We start from the raw sequence: 17,464 nt of genomic DNA, 5'->3' as shown, positions 1-17,464 counted from the left end.
TTCGGGGCAGTATAGGGAAGCGACAGATTTATCAAGATGACATGTGTCAAGTAAAAGACGGTTAGCCCACACTTTTGGCCGCGTACAACAATGCCTCGCGAATAGGTGCAGTCTCTTTCAGCACCCTGATATCACGAAACAGGAGGTCGGCTTCGGGATATTCTCGCTTGAGGTAGCTGAACCACTGCTTGATGCGACTGGGATAGTAGTCGGCTTTCTCGCTGGCCAGATCCTGCTCGGTGTAGCTCACCATCAACTGCAGCACCTCGGCCCAACTCATGTGGGGGCTGCCGGTTTTCATTACGTTGGCCAGATTGGGCAGGGAGATGGCGCCTCGCCCGACCATTAGCGCATCGCAACCCGAGACCCTGGCGCAGGCGAGGGCATCTTTATGATCCCAAATCTCGCCGTTGGCGATGACGGGAATGGGCAGGGCGCGGCGAATGGCGTCCACATACTCCCAGTGGGCGGGGGCCTTGTACCCTTCGCGCTTGGTGCGGGCATGGACGGCCAGCTCGTTGGCCCCTCCCTGCAAGACCGCCTGGGCGTTCTCCAGATAGAGTTCCTTGTCATCGTAACCGAGGCGAATTTTGGCGCTCACCGGCAGGTGGGCGGGCACTGCGTCGCGCACCGCCTTGACGATGCGGTAGATGGTATCGGGCTCTTTGAGCAGCACTGCTCCGCCCTTGCTCTTGTTGACCGTGGGGGCGGGGCAGCCGAAGTTGAGATCGACCCCGGGGGAGCCCAGTTCGATGGCGCGCACGGCGTTCTCGGCCAGCCACTCGGGGTGCTGCCCCAGCAGTTGCACCCGTACCGGGGTGCCGGCGCGGGTTTTGCCATCTTGCAGCAGTTCGGGGCAGAGGCGGTAGAACACCTTGGCGGGCAGCAGCTGATCGACGACCCGGATAAACTCGCTCACGCAGAGATCGTAATCATTGACGGAGGTGAGAACCTCCCGCATCAGGTGATCCAGTACCCCCTGCATGGGGGCCAAAATAACGCGCATAACGGCTTTCCGACGAGAGTGGCAAGAAAAAAGAGCGCAGATTGTAGTGGGGTTGCGGCCCGCTGTCAGCACCCGCTCAAACTCTGTTAGGCTAGAGGGAGATAAATTATGCAAGGAGAAGGAATGAAGCGTTGGTGTCTGATGGCGCTCGGGTGGCTGGCATTTGCCACCGGTATTGTGGGCATTGTGCTGCCGCTCTTGCCGACTACCCCCTTCATGTTGCTGGCTGCCGCCCTGTTTGCCCGCTCATCGCCCCGTTTTCATCGCTGGTTGCTGACCCATCCCTGGTTTGGTCCGCCCATTGTGGATTGGCAGCAGTATCGCGGCATTCGTCGTCAGGCCAGACGGCGCGCCATTATCTTCATTTTGCTCACCTTTTCGGTGTCGCTGGCGGTGGTACCACTGCTGTGGGTCAAGGGGCTGCTGGTTATCATAATGGTGATCCTGCTCACCTGGTTAATGCGTCTGCCAGTGCTGGAGCCAGTTGCAATGGTGAAGTGAAGTCCCTAAGCTATTGCAGCAATAATGCTATGGAGTCGGCCTGTCATTTTTGCGTGACAGGCTTTTTTATTTCCCGCAGAAGGGAATTGAGAAAAAATGGCCACCCCTGGGTCAAAAAAATAAGCGGTCAACACATGAATCCGGAAACCCTGAAATTTATCGAAGCAAGCATCAAGACCATTCCCGACTATCCGAAGCCGGGCATTCTGTTTCGTGACATTACCAGCCTGATCGAGAACGCTGAGGCCTTCAAGGCCACCATCGATCTGCTGGCCAATCATTATCGTGATCAAGGGATCACCAAGATTGTTGGCACCGAAGCCCGCGGCTTCATCTTTGGCGCGCCGGTTGCCTATGCCATGGGGCTGGGCTTCGTGCCGGTTCGCAAGCCGGGCAAGCTGCCGCGCGAAGTGATCGAGGAGTCCTATGCCCTCGAGTACGGCACCGACACCCTGCAACTGCACACCGATGCCATCGTGCCCGGTGACAAAGTGCTGGTCGTGGACGATCTGCTGGCGACCGGTGGTACCGTTGATGCGACCGTCAAGCTGATCCGCCGCGCCGGTGGTGAAGTGGCCGATGCGGCCTTCATCATCTCCCTGCCGTCTCTGGGGGGCGATGCCCGCCTGACTGCTGCTGGCATCAAGGTGGTCTCACTGGTCGAGCTGGCCGGCGAGTAATGCCTCTTCGGCCCGATCCTCTGCATCGGGCCTGCATTGAACCGGTGCCCTTGCGGGCATCGGTTTGAAAATCAAGCGATCCCTCCCGCTCTGACCGATAGCCGATACAGCCAGCCCGCCATTTGTGTTAGCATCCGGCCTCAATGCCCTGTCTTCCCTGCATGATGGATTTATGAGCTATCAGGTTCTGGCGCGTAAATGGCGCCCCCATACGTTTGAACAAGTGGTAGGCCAGCAACATGTGCTGACCGCCTTGACCAACGCCCTGGATCAGGGACGGCTGCATCACGCCTATCTGCTGAGCGGTACCCGCGGGGTCGGCAAGACCACCATCGCCCGTATTCTGGCCAAGAGCCTCAACTGCGAGCAGGGGATCAGCAGCCACCCGTGCGGCGTCTGCGATACCTGCCGCGAGATCGATCAGGGCAACTTTGTTGACCTGCTGGAGATTGACGCGGCGTCCCGCACCAAGGTGGAAGATACCCGCGAGCTGCTCGACAACGTGCAGTACCGCCCGGCCCGCGGCCGCTTCAAGGTCTACCTCATCGATGAAGTGCACATGTTGTCGCGCCACAGCTTCAACGCGCTGCTGAAAACCCTGGAAGAGCCGCCCCCCTATGTGAAGTTTCTGCTGGCCACCACGGATCCACAGAAGCTGCCGATCACTATCCTCTCGCGCTGCCTGCAGTTTCATCTGAAGAGTCTGGATCAGACCCAGATCGCCAAGCAGCTCGAATGGGTGCTGGATCAGGAGGGGCAGCCCTTCGAGCCGCGTGCCCTGCTGGCCCTGGCCAAGGCCGCCGACGGCAGTATGCGCGATGCCTTGAGCCTGACCGATCAGGCGCTTGCCCACGGTAATGGCAGCGTGCGCCTCGACAGCGTGCTGGCGATGCTGGGCACGCTCGATCACCGCCATCTGCACCAGCTGCTGGAAGCCATTTTGCGGCAAGATGCCCCCGCGACCATGGCCAAGATCACCGAGATTGCCACCCTGGGCCCCGATTTTGATCAGCTTCACGCCGAGCTGGAAGGCTTGCTCCATCGCATCGCCATGGCGCAGCTGCTGCCTGCCAGCGTGCAGGAGCAGGGGGCGGATGCCGATTCCCTGCTGCAACTGGCCAAGGCGATGAGTCCGGAAGAGGTGCAGCTCTGCTACCAGATTGTGCTGGGTGGCCGTAAAGATCTGCCCTGGGCCCCCGATGGCCGCACCGCGCTGGAGATGACCTGCCTGCGGATGCTCGCCTTTTCGCCACGGCGCGATGCCCTGCATTCGGCCAGCCTCACTGCGCTGCCCCCGTCAATGACGAGCAATGCCACTCCGGTAGCCTCCTTGCCGGGAAAGCGCCCGGCCGCTGAATCGGCCTCAGTGACACCGATCAGCGGCGCCGTGCCCGCGGTTAATGTCTCCCTGCCTGCGATGGCGGATGACATCGGCAACCCCGCCGATAGCGAGGAGGAGGCGCAAGCCGCCGAGCTGTTCAGCCAGCAGGATGAGTTGCTGCGTGAAGCCGCAGGCATGGGGTATCAACCCGAGCCCGCGTTACCCCATGCGCAGCCCGATGTGCCAGCGCACTCAGCCGCACAGCCCGCAGATGCTGATGATCGAGCGCCTGCCGCAGCCGATACCGACTATTCCCGTGGCGAATCGCTGACCGCCGCCTTCGAATCTGCAGCCGAGCCCGCGCTCGAACCGACAACCGCGCCGGTTGCAGATCCTGAAGCTGTTTCAGCGGTATCGAGCATGCAGAGCCTGCTTGGCAAGCGAAATATGCTGCGCAGCCGCCAGCGTGGTCAGGATGCCCCGGCAGCGCCCGCACCGCGCGCAGTGCCGGTTGCGCCAGCTCGCCCTGTCGCGCCCGCCGCTGCACCGGTCGTCACCCAACAGCCAGCTCCGGTCAGCCAACCGGCCGGGCAGGGGATGGCGGCGATGGGTTACTATGATGATCTGCCGCCGGTGGATCTCTATGGCGACGGTTACGAGCCGCAGGGTGATAACGGCGATTACGAAGAGTACCTCAATCAGGGCTTTGCCGAGCAGACTCCGGTGATGAGCCTCGCTCCCGTCACGGCACCGGCCCAGCCAACCGATCTGCCACCCTGGGATCTCGACGGGCAGCCGAGCTATCGACCCGGTGAGCGCAGCGCTGCGGCGCCTGCGGTGACGCCCGCCCCAGCGACCCAGCCGCCCGTTGTTACCACGGCGGTGGCTGCTGCACCCGTGACGCAGAGCGAGCCCCCTCAGCCGGTGATGGAGACCATCGACTGGGATGAGCTCGAGAGCGACAGCGAGCCGCAAGAGGGGGAGGCGACCCGTCTGATTCCCTCCTCGCTGCTCAATGGTTGCGGCGACCCTTGGGCCGAGTTGATCGCTCACACTCAGGTGGGAGGGCGGCTGCGCCAGCTGGCCATCAACTCGGTGATGACGCGGGAAGGGGACAAGGTACTGCTAACCCTCAAGCCCGAGCAGCGCCATCTGGTGAGCGACAAGGCGCGCGCCGATCTGGCCGAGATCATCGGGCCAGCGCTGGGTCAACCGGTGCAGGTCGAGGTGACGCTCGGTGTGGTGCCTGACAAGGAGACCCCTCTTGAGATCGAACATCGCCTTTATCTCGGGGTGCGCGAGCAGGTGACCCGGGATCTGGAGCAGGATCCCAACGTGCAGTTTTTAGTTCAGCGGTTTGGTGCCGTGCTGCATCACGAGAGCATCGAGCCCCTCAACCGCTAAATTCCGTGGCCGGGAGCTTGCTTCCGGTTGAAAAGCAGTTTGGCTGTCCCCATCTAGGACAGACAAGCCCACAGCCCGGCGCTGGATGCCGGATTTCAAGACGAGAGACGACATATGTTTGGTAAAGGTGGAATGGGGAACCTGATGAAACAGGCCCAACAGATGCAAGAGCGTATGCAGAAGGCGCAGGAGCAGCTGGCTCAGATGGAAGTGACCGGTGAAGCCGGTGCTGGTATGGTCAAGGTCACCATGACCGGTAGCCACAGCGTCCGTCGCATCGAGATCGACCCCTCCCTGATGGAAGATGACAAGGAGCTGCTGGAAGATCTGGTCGCCGCCGCTTGCAACGATGCCGTGCGCCGTGTGGAAGAGCAGAACAAGGCCAAGATGGGCGAACTGACCGGTGGCATGCAACTGCCGCCAGGCTTCAAGATGCCCTTCTAAGGCGACTCTCCCCGCGCATTCTTGCTCCCTTGCCGCTGGCCATTCGGGCCACGGCAAGGGGGGCGGCCGAGAGACCCAAAGACGCAGCGTTATTGCTCAGGCGATACGCTGCGTTTTTTTATGGGCGCCATGCTGGCGTGGACGGGCTCTAACTACCCCTTCTGGGGAGACGCAGGCCGATTGCGCCATGAAACGCTGCCGCCTTGCCAAGGCGGCGCTATTTGTCGATACCCGCTATCGGATATCCCGGTTTGGCGTGGCCGGGCGGGATCGGCATAATGGCGGCTTGCCGTATCGAGGAGATTGTATGAAATATATCGGAGCCCACGTCAGTGCGGCCGGCGGGGTGGAGAATACCATCGCCCGCGCCCAGGCCATCGGGGCCAACGCGTTTGCCCTCTTTACCAAGAATCAGCGTCAGTGGCAGGCGGCCCCCTTGTCGGATGCTACCATCCGCGCCTTCAAGGCTGCCTGCGACAAGGCCGGTTTTCTGCCGGAGCAGATCCTGCCCCACGATAGCTACCTCATCAATCTGGGTCACCCCGATCCCGATGGCCTTGCCAAATCCCGTGATGCGTTTCTCGACGAGATGAAGCGCTGCGAGCAGCTGGGGCTTTGTTACCTCAATTTTCACCCCGGCAGCCATCTCAAGCAGATCCCAGAGGCGGCCAGCCTCAAGCTGGTGAGTGAATCCATTAACTGGGCGCTGGAGCGCAGTGAAGGGGTGACGGCGGTAATAGAAAATACCGCCGGGCAGGGGACCAACCTCGGCTGGTCGTTCGAGCAGCTCGCCACCATTATCGAGGGGGTGGAGGACAAAAGCCGGGTCGGGATCTGCTTCGATACCTGCCACGCCTTTGCTGCGGGTTATGATCTGCGCACCGCCGAGAGCTGTGCCGCCGTCTTTGCCGAGTTCGACCGCACGGTAGGTTTTCAGTATCTCAAGGGGATGCATATCAACGGCGCCAAGTGCACCTTCGGCAGTCGGGTCGATCGCCACCACAGCCTGCGCGAGGGGAATCTGGGGGAGGCGGTATTCCACCACATCATGAACGATGACCGTTTTGATCGCATTCCGCTGATCCTCGAGACCATAGACGAGTCCATCTGGGGCGAGGAGATCAGCTGGTTGCGCAGTCTGGCGAAGTGATACTCAGCGAGCAAATAAAAGGGAGGGAGCCGTGGCTCCCTCTCTGCTTTTTCCGCTATTGGCGGGCAGGTCTGCTAGCGGCTCACCTCGGCATCCTTCACCTGAGCCCGGCAGAAGTGGATAAAGTGGCGCAGGGAGGTGGAGTGGTACTTCTGCTTGTGCCAGATCAGGGAGAGCTGGCGCGGGAAGCGACGGGAGAGGGGCAGGGCGATCAGCCGCCCTTCGGCCAGGCGATCCGAGGCTGCCAGCCGGGAGATAAAAGAGATGCCAAGCCCCTTCTCCACCGCCAGCATCACCGCCTCCAGAGTGTTGAGTTCAAGCCCTGGTTGCCAGCGAGGCAGCTCGGGCTGGATCTGCAGGATAAACTGCTCGCGGCTGCCCGATTGCGCTTCACGCAATACCCAGGTCTCGCCCCCCAGTCGGGAGAGGGAGAGCTCCTTCTTGTTGGCAAGCGGGTGACCGGGTGGGGCTACCACCAGCATCTCGTCCTGCAGCCAGGGTTCGGCGAGCAGGTCGGGGTGGTGGTTCTCCCCCTCAATCAGTGCCATATCCAGCTCGAAGTTGGCCAGCGCATGGCAGAGCAGGTGAGTGTTGTTGATGGTCACCTTGGGGGGGAGCCCCAGCTCATGCTTGCTGCTGGCGAGCAGGGTGGGGAGCAGGTAGTTGCCGATGGTCTGGCTGGCACCAAGGCGAAGCTGGCCGCTCGGTTCGGCATTGGGGCTGAACAGGTTCTCGATATCCTGCATCCGGGTCAGCAGCTCTTCGGCGGCCGGTTGCAGCAGTCGCCCCTCATTGTTGAGCTGCAATCTGGGGTGAATGCGGTCAAACAACGGGGTGGAGAGCTGGCGCTCCAGCTCCTGCAGCGACTGGGAGACAGCCCCCTTGCTCAGGCAGAGCTCGTTGGCGGCAAGGCCAAGATTCCCATAGCGGGCAATGGTGGCGAACACTTTCAGCTGCTGCAGGGTCAGTTTCATTGTGTTTGGTTTTCCCGAATGATTGATTCAATTCATTTAGATATCGTAAACGATAAGGGGCCATTATCCTATCGCCATAGCCATCAATAGAAAGGTGTCATCATGATCGCAAGAACCCGTAAATCACTGGCTGCCGCCCCAACCCCCATGGCGGGTCTGGCGCTGGGCATCGCCAGCCTTGGTTGGTGTTGGGAAAATGCCGGTCACTTCGATGGCCGGATGCAACTGCTCGGCGCTGCCATTGCGGCCGTGCTGCTGGTGATTCTGACCTTCAAGTTTCTGCTTCACCCCCGCCTGCTGTTGCAGGATCTCGCTCACCCCGTGGTGGGCAGTGTGGTACCGACCTATGCCATGGGCACCATGGTGGTCTCCAAAGCGTTGGGTATGATTGCGCCGCAAGCGGGCGAGGCCCTCTGGCTGTTTGCTGTCGCAGTTCACCTGCTGTTTCTGGCCACCTTTATCTGGCATCGCGCCAAAGAGTTTGAAATCCACCACATGGTGCCGAGCTGGTTCGTGCCGCCGGTGGGCATCATCGTGGCTGACGTCGCCTTCCCGGGTGGTCAGTTTGCCCCGCTGGCCAACGGCCTGCTCTGGTTCGGGATCATCTGCTACGGCCTGATGCTGCCGCTGATGCTCTATCGCCTGATCTTCAGCCATGAAGTGCCGGATGCGGCCAAACCGACTATCGCCATTCTGGCGGCCCCTGCCAGCCTCTCTCTGGCCGGTTACCTGACCGTCAGCCAGGATCCTTCCTTGCTGCTGGTGGCCGTGCTGCTGGGGATCGCCATCCTGATGACCGGCATCATCTATCTGGCCTTCATCAAACTGCTGCGTCTGCCCTTCTCGCCGGGTTATGCCGCCTTCACCTTCCCGCTGGTGATCGGTGCAACCGCCCTGTTCAAAGTGGCCCATCTGGTGGAAGGGTTTGCGCAAGGGAGTCACTACGTCGAGCAGATCAGACTGCTGGCCCACTTCGAGCTGGGCGTCGCCACCGTCATCGTCGGCTATGTGGCACTGCGTTACCTGATGTTTTTTCTGCCGCAGCGTGATACAGCAATGAACAACGGCATGGCTCGCCAGGGGGCTCACCGCTAACTCTTGATGATGTTACATCGGGAAGTGGATAAGCAGTGCGCTCAGAGAGCGACGGGATAAGCGACCAGTCATACGATGGATGGACAAAGAGCCTCCTCCCTGGTTGTGTAACGAGCAAAATGCCCCGCAGTGCGGGGCATTTTTTTATGGTTTTTTGATGTGGCGCCTGTGGCAGGCTATTTGCCATGGATTTAACTGGTATTACCTGTCAGGACGACTACAATGCAGCACCACTTTTTCGCTCGACCCCGATACATGTCGTCCCAAGATCCCGTATTTGACTCCTCTTTTGAAGCCCGTTTTCTGCATCCCCGCTACTGGTTCAGCTGGCTGGCGCTCGGTGTGCTGATGCTGCTGGCCTTTGTGCCGGTGCAATTGCGCGACCGTTTGGCCGAAGTCTTGGCACCGCTGGTGTTTCGTATATCGAAAAAACAGATCTATATCGCCAGAACCAATCTGGAGATCTGCTTCCCGGACAAGAGCCCGGAAGAGCGCGATGCCATTGCACTGACCTCGATCCGGGTCGGCCTCAAGAGTCTGTTGGGATTTGGCGAGTTCACCATGCGCAGTCAGCGTTATCTGATGAGCCGGATGCAGGTGATCGGTTGGGAGCATATCGAGGCGGAGCGGGCTGCCGGTCGCCCGGTGATCCTGGTGGTGCCCCATACCTGGCCGGTGGATGCCGCCGGTTACTGCTTCACCCAGCGCGGGGTCCCCATGTGCACCATGATGAAACGGGCACGCAATCCGGTGTTTGACTGGCACCTCAACCGGGCACGAGCAAAGAACGGTTGCCGCGTCTATGAGCGCAGCGCCGGGATCAAGGCGGTGATCAGAACCATTAAGAGCGGTCGCAGCTTCTTCTATCTGCCGGATCAGGATCATGGCCGCGAGAAGAGCATCTTCGCCCCCTTCTTTGGTTATCCCAAAGCGACCCTGCCTGCTTTGCCCCGTCTGGTGCAGGTCAGTGGCGCTAAGGCGGTGCCGCTGCTCGCCTGCTATGACGAAGCGAACCACTGCTACCGACTTGAGATAGATGCCCCGTTTGACAACTATCCCACCGAGGATGTGATGGCCGATACCTGTCGGATGAACGACATGGTGCAACAGCAGCTGACGCGCCATCCGGGCCAGTACATGTGGTTCCTCAAGATCTTCGATACCCGTGAAGGTCAGGAGGGGCTGGATGGCCTCTACGAGGCGGGGATCCAGCGGATCCGCAAGGGGTTGTCGCCTCACGGCTGATCCTGAATCTGAATTGATTGAAATGGCCCCTGGTGGGCCATTTTTTATGATAACTCGTCTGATCTGTGTTTTGTTGGTCGGCAGCGAGCCTGCACAGGGTAGAAAAAAATATCAGGATAACTACAATAACCGTTTGTTTTTGATGACTTGATGGCTGCCATGTCCCCGTTAGATCCGGTATTTGATACCTCATTTCATACTCGCCTGCTGCATCCCAAATGGTGGGGCAGTTGGTGCGCGCTGGGCCTGCTCTCCCTGCTGGCATTTATCCCGGCGAGGCTGCGAGATCGCGTTGCCGATCTGGTCTCACCGCCCCTGCTGCGCTTGTCGAAAAAGCAGGCCTATATCGCCGATACCAACCTCAAGATCTGCTTTCCCAAGCTGGATAGCACCGCCCGGCAGGCGCTGCTGCTCAAATCGATCCGGGTTGGGCTCAAGACCTTTATGGGCTTTGGCGAGCTCAGCTGGCGCAGCAAGGCGCGGCTGACCCGCCGCATCAAGGTCACCGGCTGGGAGCATGTGCAGGCGGAGCAGGCTGCGGGCCGCCCGGTGATCCTGGTGGTGCCTCACACCTGGGCGGTCGACATGATTGGCCGCTACTTCTCCATGATGGGCATCGAGATGTGCACCATGATGAAGAGCCCGAAAGATCAGGTGTTCGACTGGTACATCAACCGCGAGCGGGCCAAAGCAGGCAAGGTCTATGAGCGCAGCGCCGGGATCAAACCGGCGATCAAGTCGATCCGTGCCGGTGCCAGTTTCTTCTATCTACCGGATCAGGATCACGGCCGTGAGGCGAGCGTGTTTGTTCCCTTTTTTGGCCGCCCCAAGGCAACCCTGCCCGCGCTGCCCAAGCTGGTGAAGCTGACTGGCGCCAGAGCCGTGCCCATCTTCGCCAGCTATGACGAGGATGAGGGGCGCTATCTGCTGGAGATCGAGCCGCCGTTTGACCCTTATCCCACCGCCGATCTGCTGGCTGATGTCAACGCCATGAACCGGGTGGTGGAGAGGCAGGTGGCCCGTCATCCCGAGCAATACATGTGGTTTCTCAAGATCTTTGAAACCCAGGAGCATCAAGAGGGGGATGACGGCCTCTATGAAGCGGGGATCCAGCGTATTCGTCAGGGTTTGCCGCCCGAACCTTGAAAATTGGCCCGCTTGCGGGCCATTTTTGTTGGCACAGGCGCCTTTCGTATTTGGTCTGCTGCTGGTGGTTTTTAAGGCGAACGGGTGGACAAAAACAGCGCAAACAGGGGATAACAGGGTGTCTTATGAAAGGGAGAGGCAGGTGAGCGTGCGCGGAGCTATCTTCGAGAGCGGAAATAGGGTAAAAGGGCGGCCATGAAAATTCCAAATCGAATCCAACCTCTGGTTGATGACGGCCTGGTCGATGAGGTCGTCAGCCGGTTGATGAGCGGCAAAGAGGCCGACGTCTATGTGGTGCGCTGCGGCGACGAGATCCGCTGCGCCAAAGTTTATAAAGAGGCGTCCAAGCGCAGCTTCAAGCAGGCCGTGGTCTATCAGGAGGGGCGCAAGGTGCGTAACAGCCGCAGCGCTCGCGCTATGGAGAAGGGCTCCAAGTACGGCCGCAAGCAGCATGAAGAGGTGTGGCAGAACACCGAGGTCGACGCCCTGTTCAAGCTGGCGGTGGCCGGTGTGCGGGTGCCGCAGCCCTATGTATGCCTCGATGGTGTCCTCTTGATGGAACTTATCACCGATGAGGATGGCAATGTTGCGCCGCGCCTCAACGATGTGGCACTCACCCCCGAGCAGGCGGTCATCGATCACCACAAAGTGATCCGCTATGTGGTGCGGATGCTCTGCGCCGGTCTTATCCACGGTGATCTCTCGGAGTTCAACGTGCTGGTGGATAGCCAAGGCCCTGTCATCATCGACCTGCCCCAGGTGGTGGATGCCGCCGCCAACAACCAGGCCAAGGCGATGCTGGAGCGGGACGTCAACAACATGCGCAACTACTACGGCATGTATGCCCCCGAGCTGCTCAAGACCCGTTATGCCCAGGAGATGTGGGCGCTGTTTGAAGATGGCAAACTCACCCCCGATAGCGAGCTGACCGGTCACTTTGAAGAGAGTCGCGCCGCCATCGATCTCGATTCGGTGCTGCAGGAGATCGAGAGCGCCGAAGAGGAGGCCTATGCCCGTCAGGCCCGGATGAAAGCGGAGCAGGAAGACAGCTACTAACGGTCTTGCCACGTTCGCAAAAAGAGCGCCTTCGGGGCGCTCTTTTTATTACTGCTGCGGCTATGGTCGGCTGGGGCAGGGGGCTAGCTGATACATCTCCAGCCAGTTGCGATCCCCCGGATGGAAGCGCCGCCCCAGCAACACGCCCCTGGCGGCCGTAATGACCTTGCGGGAAGCCAGATTGTCTTGGTCACAGCAGATCAGCACCGGCGCCGCCAGCACCTGTTGTTGCACCCAGCGCAGCAGCACGGTCGCGGCCCCTTCGCCACGGCGAGAGGGGCGGGTTTCGTAACCGATATGACCCAGCCACTGGCGGGTTGCCTCATTGTCACCGTGACGCAGGCGCAGGGTGGCGATGATCTCCTCGCCATCGAGGGCAAAATAGGTGGTGGTCGGCAGGTATCCACTGGGCAAGTTGCGCCCTTCGGCGTGATCCAGCAGGCTCTGTAGCCAGCCGTCCGGGTCAAATTGTGCCACCTGATAGAGCGGGTGTCCGTCCTCGGCACATTCGGTGACATAGCGCCAGTAAGCCGGGGCATCTGCCAGCCTGGCCGGTCGGCACTGCAAAGCGAGCACTGCGCTCATGACAGGAGCGCGCAGGGCGGCAGCGGTTGCGGCTCGTTGTGGTGGAGCTCCTGTACGCAGGCCCGTTGCCTTCCAGCCTGTTTGGCGGCGTAAAGGGCCCGATCCGCGCGCAGGTAGGCCGCTTCAAACCCCTCGTCAGGGTGCAGCGAGGTGAGGCCGATGCTGAGGCTGATGGGGCCACCGGCCATGCCCTCGGCGGGCAGGGTATTGGTGATCACCCGACCCACGGCCCGCAGCATGGCATCACCGGCGGGGTGGCCGTGGCGGTCGTTGATCTGCTTGAAGTTGTCCAGATCGATCAGCAGCAGCTGGCTGGGGCTAGCCATCTCGCGGGCACGCAGGGCAACCTGGCGTTCGAAATAGTGGCGGCTGAACAGGCCGGTCAGCTCATCCTGATTGGCGCGCCGCTCCAGCTTGCGCTGGGTGGCCAGCAAGGCTTGCTGTTGGCGGGTGTGAACCAGGCTCAACAGCAGATAACTGCGGGCGATGGTAAAGAGCAGGCTGAGCAGGATCACAGGCCCGAGCAGTGGGTCGGTGAAGGAGTTGGCCGCCAGCTCCGGCTGCCAGAGGTTTTTGGCGATCCGCAGCAGTTGCAACAGCAGTTGCAGGCCGAGCAGCAGAATGGCAAAGCGCAGCACCCGATAGACGGGGGCCAGCCGCTGGTAGCGCCAGAGCTGCCAGATAAGCAGCGCAGTCTGCAGCGAGAGCACGCCGGAGAGTACGATGATCCGGCTATGCACATCAAAGAGGGGTTGCTGCAGGGCGGTCAGGGCAAACAAAACGAAACCACCGAGGGTAACGGCGGGCAGCAGCCAGCCCAGTTGATCGGCTTCACGGCGAAAGAAGTGGCGCATCCCCCGTTCATAGAGCAGGGTGGTCGACATCAACAGCAGGTTGGTGCAGAGAATATTGGCAAGGGATGCATTTCCCTCGAGGGGGCGCAGCAGCAGGCAGCAAAAAGCCCCCGCGATAACCAGTTCCCCCGCTGACCAGTAGATCAATGCCCTGATCTGGCGATGGGTGTGCCACATGGCGGCGAAAATGGTGGCGACCCCCACATGTGACAGCGTGACGAACAGCACCAGACTCAACAACTGGGCCGAGGAAAACAGACTTGGCATCAAGGGGCTCTCTGGGAAGTCACCTGTGAACGAACAGGCGATGGGGTATCGCCCGCTGGCAGTGGCCGATCACAACATGAATTCAACCTATTATCAATTGGTTAAATGGCCTGATGTGCTTGCTCCAGATTTCATGCACGATGGCGACTGCTGACTCGATTTATCGGGTGGTATGGAGCCATTTTATTATTTTGTCAGTCAATTGTGCTGCGAGAAATATGGCCGTGTTGGCGACAGTGTTGCCCCCACCGCCAGCCCTCGTGTTAATCACAGGTTACAGCTGGCAAGCGCATCACGGTTGCCTTCCGGCCCAGATGGGTCAGCAGACGGCGCACGTCGTCGAGGCGGATGATCAGGGTGGCGGTGTTGACCAGCGGATGGCACTGCACCTGTTCGGCCTGCCAGATGGTTTCGTCCACCACCAGTTGCACGGCACGCTCGGTATCGCGCACCATGGCAAGCAGGGTCACCGAGCCCGGGGTAAGACCGAGCACTGCATCGAGCCGTTCCGGAGAGCCAAAGCTCAGCCGTTTGACCCCGAGCATTGCTGCCAGCGCCTTGAGATCGACCCGGCGCTCTTCCGGACTCACCACCAGAAACAGCCGCTCGCTTTTCGGATCGCGCAAAAAGAGGTTTTTGGTCTTGGCTGCGGGCAGGTCGGGCAGCAGCGTGCTCGCCTCCTCGCAGGTGAAGACGGGTGCGTGATCGATGCGCTCATAGGGAATGGCCAGCTGATCCAGCAGAGAGTAAAGTGCCACCATGACCTCCTGATGTCGGGTGAAGAGTGGGGTGTTGGATGAATGGCGTGGCGAATAAAGCCGCTACCGGCATTAGCTGCCATTCTGGCCGAGCTTACCAGTTTGCGACGTGACTCGCAGCCTGGCGTGGCAATTGCAGCAAAGCACTGTATGAACGTACAATGCTCCCATCTCCATGTTGATCCCGATGACTTGCATGACTGACCACCTGCCCATCCCACCCGTTACCCCGCCGCTCGACGGTTTTATCCTGACCCGCCATGGTCGGGACGTGCGTGGCCGCAACGGGCAGGCTGCCACCACCGAAATCGTGATGTGGCTCTGGAGCGCACAGGGACCAGTGCGGGTGGTGGTGCCTGGGCAGGAGCCGGTCTTCTTTCTGCCACAGAGCCATATGGCGGAGGCGGCCGAGCTGTTCAAAGGTGCCGGGGTGAGCGGGCGGTTTCGCCGCCTGCCGATGCACACCTTCGATGGTCGCCCCGTGGTGGGCTGCTATTTCGCCACCCTGAGCGCCTTTCACCGCGCCATCGAGCTGTTGCTTATTCGCGGGCTGGAGCACTTCGAGGCGGATATCCGGCTGCCGGAGCGTTTTCTGATGGAGCGCTTCATCACCGCTGGCGTACGCTTCGATGGCCGGGCGGTGAAGAAGGGGGGCAAGCAGGGCTACTGGGAGGTGAATGAGGCACGCTGCGCGCCGCAGGCGGTGATGCCCACCCTCTCCTGGGTGTCGCTGGACGTGGAGTGTGCCATGGACGGGGCGCTGTTCTCGGTGGGGCTCTACAGCGAAGAGGATGCGCGGGTCATCATGATTGGCACCCCGGAGGCCGATGCCGAGAGCTGGGGCACCCAGGTCCAGTGGGTAGAGGACGAGAGCGCCCTGCTGAGTGCGCTGGAGAACTGGTTCAGCCTGCATGACCCCGATCTGGTCATCGGCTGGAACGTGGTCAATTTTGATTTTCGCCTGCTGCTACGCCGCGCCGAGCTTAACAAGCGGCGGCTGCGGCTCGGGCGGGGTCGTGAGCTCTGCTTCTGGCGCTCGTCACGGGGCGATCCCCAAACCGGCAACGTCATCATTCCCGGGCGCATGGTGCTCGACGGCATCGATACCCTGAAAAGCGCCACCTGGCAGTTTGCCAGCTACAGCCTGGATGCGGTGGCGAGCGAACTGCTTGGCCGTGGCAAGGATATCGAGGACGTGGCCAATCGGGGGGAGAAGATCACCGAGCTGTTCCACTCCGACAAGGAGGCGCTGGCCCGCTACAACCTCGAAGATTGCAAGCTGGTGTGGGAGATCTTCGATTACTGCCACCTCATCCCTTTTGCCATCGAGCGCGCTTCCCTTACCGGCCTTGAGCTGGACAGGGTAGGGGGCTCGGTGGCGGCCTTTACCAACCTCTATCTGCCGCGGCTCCATCGCGGCGGCTACGTGGCCCCCAATCTGCCGGCCGACGGTGGGCTCGCAAGCCCTGGCGGCTATGTGATGGACTCCAAACCCGGCCTCTATCGCCACGTGCTGGTGCTCGACTTCAAGAGCCTCTATCCCAGCATCATCCGCACCTTCTGCATCGATCCCATGGGGCTCATCGAGGGACTGCAGCATCCCGACCACGCCATTCCGGGGTTTCGTGGCGCCATGTTCTCCCGCGAGCGCCACTTCTTGCCGGATCTCATCGCTACCCTCTGGGCGGCGCGGGATCGGGCCAAGGCCGCCAGCAACAAGGCGCTCTCCCAGGCCATCAAGATCATCATGAACTCCTTCTACGGCGTGCTGGGGTCGGGGGGCTGCCGTTTCTATGATCCGCGCCTAGCCTCGTCCATTACCCTGCGTGGCCACAGCATCATGCAGCAGACCCGCGAGTGGATTGAGGCGAAGGGGTTCGAGGTGATCTATGGCGACACCGACTCCACCTTTGTCCATCTGGGGCGCGCGACCAGCCCCGATGAGGCGGACGAGATTGGCCAGCGACTGGCTCAAATGATCAACGATAACTGGGCTGCACTGATCAGGCGCGAGTTCGATCTGCCGAGTTATCTCGAGATCCAGTACGAGACCCACTATCGCCGCTTTCTGATGCCCACCATCCGCGGGCTGGAGAAGGGCAGCAAGAAGCGCTATGCGGGGCTGGTTGGCAAGGCCAGTGAGGGGAGTGAACAGCTGGTATTCAAGGGGCTCGAATCGGTGCGCACCGACTGGACCATGCTGGCCAAGCAGTTCCAGACCCGCCTCTATGAGCTGGTGTTTCACGATGAAGATCCCAGCGGCTATGTGCGCACCATGGTGGATGAGACTCGCGCCGGTCGTCACGACGATCTGCTTATCTACCGCAAACGGCTGCGCCAGAAGCTCGAAGAGTATCAGAAGAATGTGCCGCCCCATGTGCGGGCGGCGCGGCTGGCCGATGAGGAGAACCTGCGCCGCGGGCTTCCCCAGCGCTATCAGCATCGGGGCGCCATCGCCTATCTGATGACCCTCAATGGCCCCGAGCCGCTGGAGTACAGGCGCAGTGCCATCGATTACGAACACTATATCGACAAGCAGTTGCGGCCCATTGCCGATGCCATCCTGCCCTTTATTGGCGAGTCGTTCGACCGGATCTGTGGTCAGCAGCTGGATCTTTTCTGATTGGTGCAAGTTGGCACTTTACTTCCCATGAATACTGGATAAAAATACAGTTATAAATCATGGAGAAGTTTCCTATGCGTCTTGAAATCATCATCGACAGAAAACATCAGATCCCGACCTCGACCATGGAGGCGCTGCGTCAGGAGCTGCTCAAGCAGCTTGGTGAAAAATTCCCCGACATCCATGTGCGGGTCGCGCCGGGCAGTGCCATGGCCCTGACCGTCAGCCGTGCCAGCAAGGAAGACAAAGAGCTGGCCGAAGCCATGGTGCAGGAGGTGTGGGAGAACGCCGAGAGCTGGATGCCGGAAGAGAACGTCGCCTCCTGATCCCGCACTGTCAGTGGATAACTCGGGCG

Annotated in this window: 17 protein-coding genes; 12 read left to right on the top strand and 5 right to left on the bottom strand. The window is 60.7% G+C overall.

Going from position 1 to position 17,464, the window contains the following annotated elements; genetic code table 11:
• Positions 1 to 61 precede the first annotated feature (61 nt).
• Positions 62 to 1,006, bottom strand: a complete 945-nt coding sequence (gene dusC, locus ACW5W8_RS06560; protein ID WP_498626977.1) for a tRNA dihydrouridine(16) synthase DusC — start codon at positions 1,004 to 1,006, stop codon at positions 62 to 64.
• Between the two features lie 123 nt (positions 1,007 to 1,129).
• Between dusC and ACW5W8_RS06555 the strand changes: the two genes are divergently transcribed.
• The 5 genes from ACW5W8_RS06555 to nfo all read left to right on the top strand — a co-directional run bounded on the left by ACW5W8_RS06555 (position 1,130) and on the right by nfo (position 6,506).
• Positions 1,130 to 1,507, top strand: coding sequence for a YbaN family protein (locus tag ACW5W8_RS06555; RefSeq protein ID WP_064335934.1), 378 nt, complete (start codon positions 1,130 to 1,132; stop codon positions 1,505 to 1,507).
• 134 nt (positions 1,508 to 1,641) lie between these two features.
• Positions 1,642 to 2,187 (top strand): adenine phosphoribosyltransferase, encoded by a 546-nt coding sequence (gene apt, locus ACW5W8_RS06550; protein WP_005352403.1) that lies wholly within the window; start codon positions 1,642 to 1,644, stop codon positions 2,185 to 2,187.
• 172 nt (positions 2,188 to 2,359) lie between these two features.
• The gene (dnaX, locus tag ACW5W8_RS06545; protein ID WP_498626976.1) at positions 2,360 to 4,912 is read left to right on the top strand and encodes a DNA polymerase III subunit gamma/tau; all 2,553 of its coding nucleotides are present in this window, start codon (positions 2,360 to 2,362) and stop codon (positions 4,910 to 4,912) included.
• Between the two features lie 114 nt (positions 4,913 to 5,026).
• The gene (locus tag ACW5W8_RS06540) at positions 5,027 to 5,356 is read left to right on the top strand and encodes a YbaB/EbfC family nucleoid-associated protein (RefSeq protein ID WP_005333445.1); all 330 of its coding nucleotides are present in this window, start codon (positions 5,027 to 5,029) and stop codon (positions 5,354 to 5,356) included.
• Positions 5,357 to 5,663: 307 nt separating this feature from the next.
• A complete protein-coding gene (gene nfo / locus ACW5W8_RS06535; RefSeq protein WP_498626975.1) occupies positions 5,664 to 6,506 on the top strand; it encodes a deoxyribonuclease IV in 843 nt (280 codons plus the stop codon).
• A 74-nt stretch (positions 6,507 to 6,580) separates the two neighbouring features.
• Here the strand turns inward: nfo and ACW5W8_RS06530 are convergent, their stop codons facing one another.
• Positions 6,581 to 7,480: a LysR substrate-binding domain-containing protein gene (locus ACW5W8_RS06530; RefSeq protein ID WP_498626974.1), complete on the bottom strand. Its 900-nt coding sequence runs from the start codon at positions 7,478 to 7,480 to the stop codon at positions 6,581 to 6,583.
• Between the two features lie 102 nt (positions 7,481 to 7,582).
• On the opposite strand from ACW5W8_RS06530, the gene ACW5W8_RS06525 reads away from it, so the two are divergent.
• The 4 genes from ACW5W8_RS06525 (at position 7,583) to ACW5W8_RS06510 (ending at position 12,022) form a co-directional block, all read left to right on the top strand.
• A complete protein-coding gene (locus tag ACW5W8_RS06525) occupies positions 7,583 to 8,575 on the top strand; it encodes a TDT family transporter (RefSeq protein ID WP_498626973.1) in 993 nt (330 codons plus the stop codon).
• 255 nt (positions 8,576 to 8,830) lie between these two features.
• Positions 8,831 to 9,820, top strand: coding sequence for a lauroyl-Kdo(2)-lipid IV(A) myristoyltransferase (lpxM, locus tag ACW5W8_RS06520; RefSeq protein WP_498626972.1), 990 nt, complete (start codon positions 8,831 to 8,833; stop codon positions 9,818 to 9,820).
• Between the two features lie 150 nt (positions 9,821 to 9,970).
• Positions 9,971 to 10,966, top strand: a complete 996-nt coding sequence (locus tag ACW5W8_RS06515) for an LpxL/LpxP family acyltransferase (protein WP_498626971.1) — start codon at positions 9,971 to 9,973, stop codon at positions 10,964 to 10,966.
• Between the two features lie 195 nt (positions 10,967 to 11,161).
• Complete coding sequence (locus ACW5W8_RS06510) at positions 11,162 to 12,022, top strand: PA4780 family RIO1-like protein kinase (protein WP_498626970.1); 861 nt, start codon at positions 11,162 to 11,164, stop codon at positions 12,020 to 12,022.
• 60 nt (positions 12,023 to 12,082) lie between these two features.
• Here ACW5W8_RS06510 and ACW5W8_RS06505 read toward each other — a convergent pair whose 3' ends face one another.
• Both ACW5W8_RS06505 and ACW5W8_RS06500 read right to left on the bottom strand, forming a co-directional pair.
• The gene (locus ACW5W8_RS06505) at positions 12,083 to 12,607 is read right to left on the bottom strand and encodes a GNAT family N-acetyltransferase (protein WP_498626969.1); all 525 of its coding nucleotides are present in this window, start codon (positions 12,605 to 12,607) and stop codon (positions 12,083 to 12,085) included.
• Positions 12,604 to 13,728, bottom strand: a complete 1,125-nt coding sequence (locus ACW5W8_RS06500) for a GGDEF domain-containing protein (protein ID WP_498626968.1) — start codon at positions 13,726 to 13,728, stop codon at positions 12,604 to 12,606. Before ACW5W8_RS06500 ends, ACW5W8_RS06505 begins: the two co-directional genes overlap by 4 nt.
• A 25-nt stretch (positions 13,729 to 13,753) precedes the next feature.
• Here ACW5W8_RS06500 and ACW5W8_RS06495 point away from each other — a divergent pair, with 25 nt between their 5' ends.
• The gene (locus tag ACW5W8_RS06495; RefSeq protein ID WP_498626967.1) at positions 13,754 to 13,882 is read left to right on the top strand and encodes a hypothetical protein; all 129 of its coding nucleotides are present in this window, start codon (positions 13,754 to 13,756) and stop codon (positions 13,880 to 13,882) included.
• A gap of 109 nt (positions 13,883 to 13,991) precedes the next feature.
• On the opposite strand, the gene ACW5W8_RS06490 is transcribed toward ACW5W8_RS06495, so the two are convergent.
• Positions 13,992 to 14,489 carry a prolyl-tRNA synthetase associated domain-containing protein gene (locus tag ACW5W8_RS06490; protein ID WP_498626966.1) on the bottom strand — a complete coding sequence of 166 codons (498 nt, stop codon included), beginning with the start codon at positions 14,487 to 14,489 and terminating at the stop codon, positions 13,992 to 13,994.
• Between the two features lie 184 nt (positions 14,490 to 14,673).
• On the opposite strand from ACW5W8_RS06490, the gene ACW5W8_RS06485 reads away from it, so the two are divergent.
• Both ACW5W8_RS06485 and ACW5W8_RS06480 read left to right on the top strand, forming a co-directional pair.
• Positions 14,674 to 17,109: a DNA polymerase II gene (locus tag ACW5W8_RS06485; protein WP_498626965.1), complete on the top strand. Its 2,436-nt coding sequence runs from the start codon at positions 14,674 to 14,676 to the stop codon at positions 17,107 to 17,109.
• A gap of 74 nt (positions 17,110 to 17,183) precedes the next feature.
• Entirely contained in the window at positions 17,184 to 17,435 is a 252-nt protein-coding gene (locus ACW5W8_RS06480; RefSeq protein ID WP_005333426.1) for a DinI family protein, read from the top strand.
• Positions 17,436 to 17,464 lie beyond the last annotated feature (29 nt).

It is taken from the genome of Aeromonas aquatilis (assembly GCF_054052405.1).
Note: the sequence above shows the minus strand (reverse complement) of the source record. Positions and strands in the feature narration are given on the sequence as shown.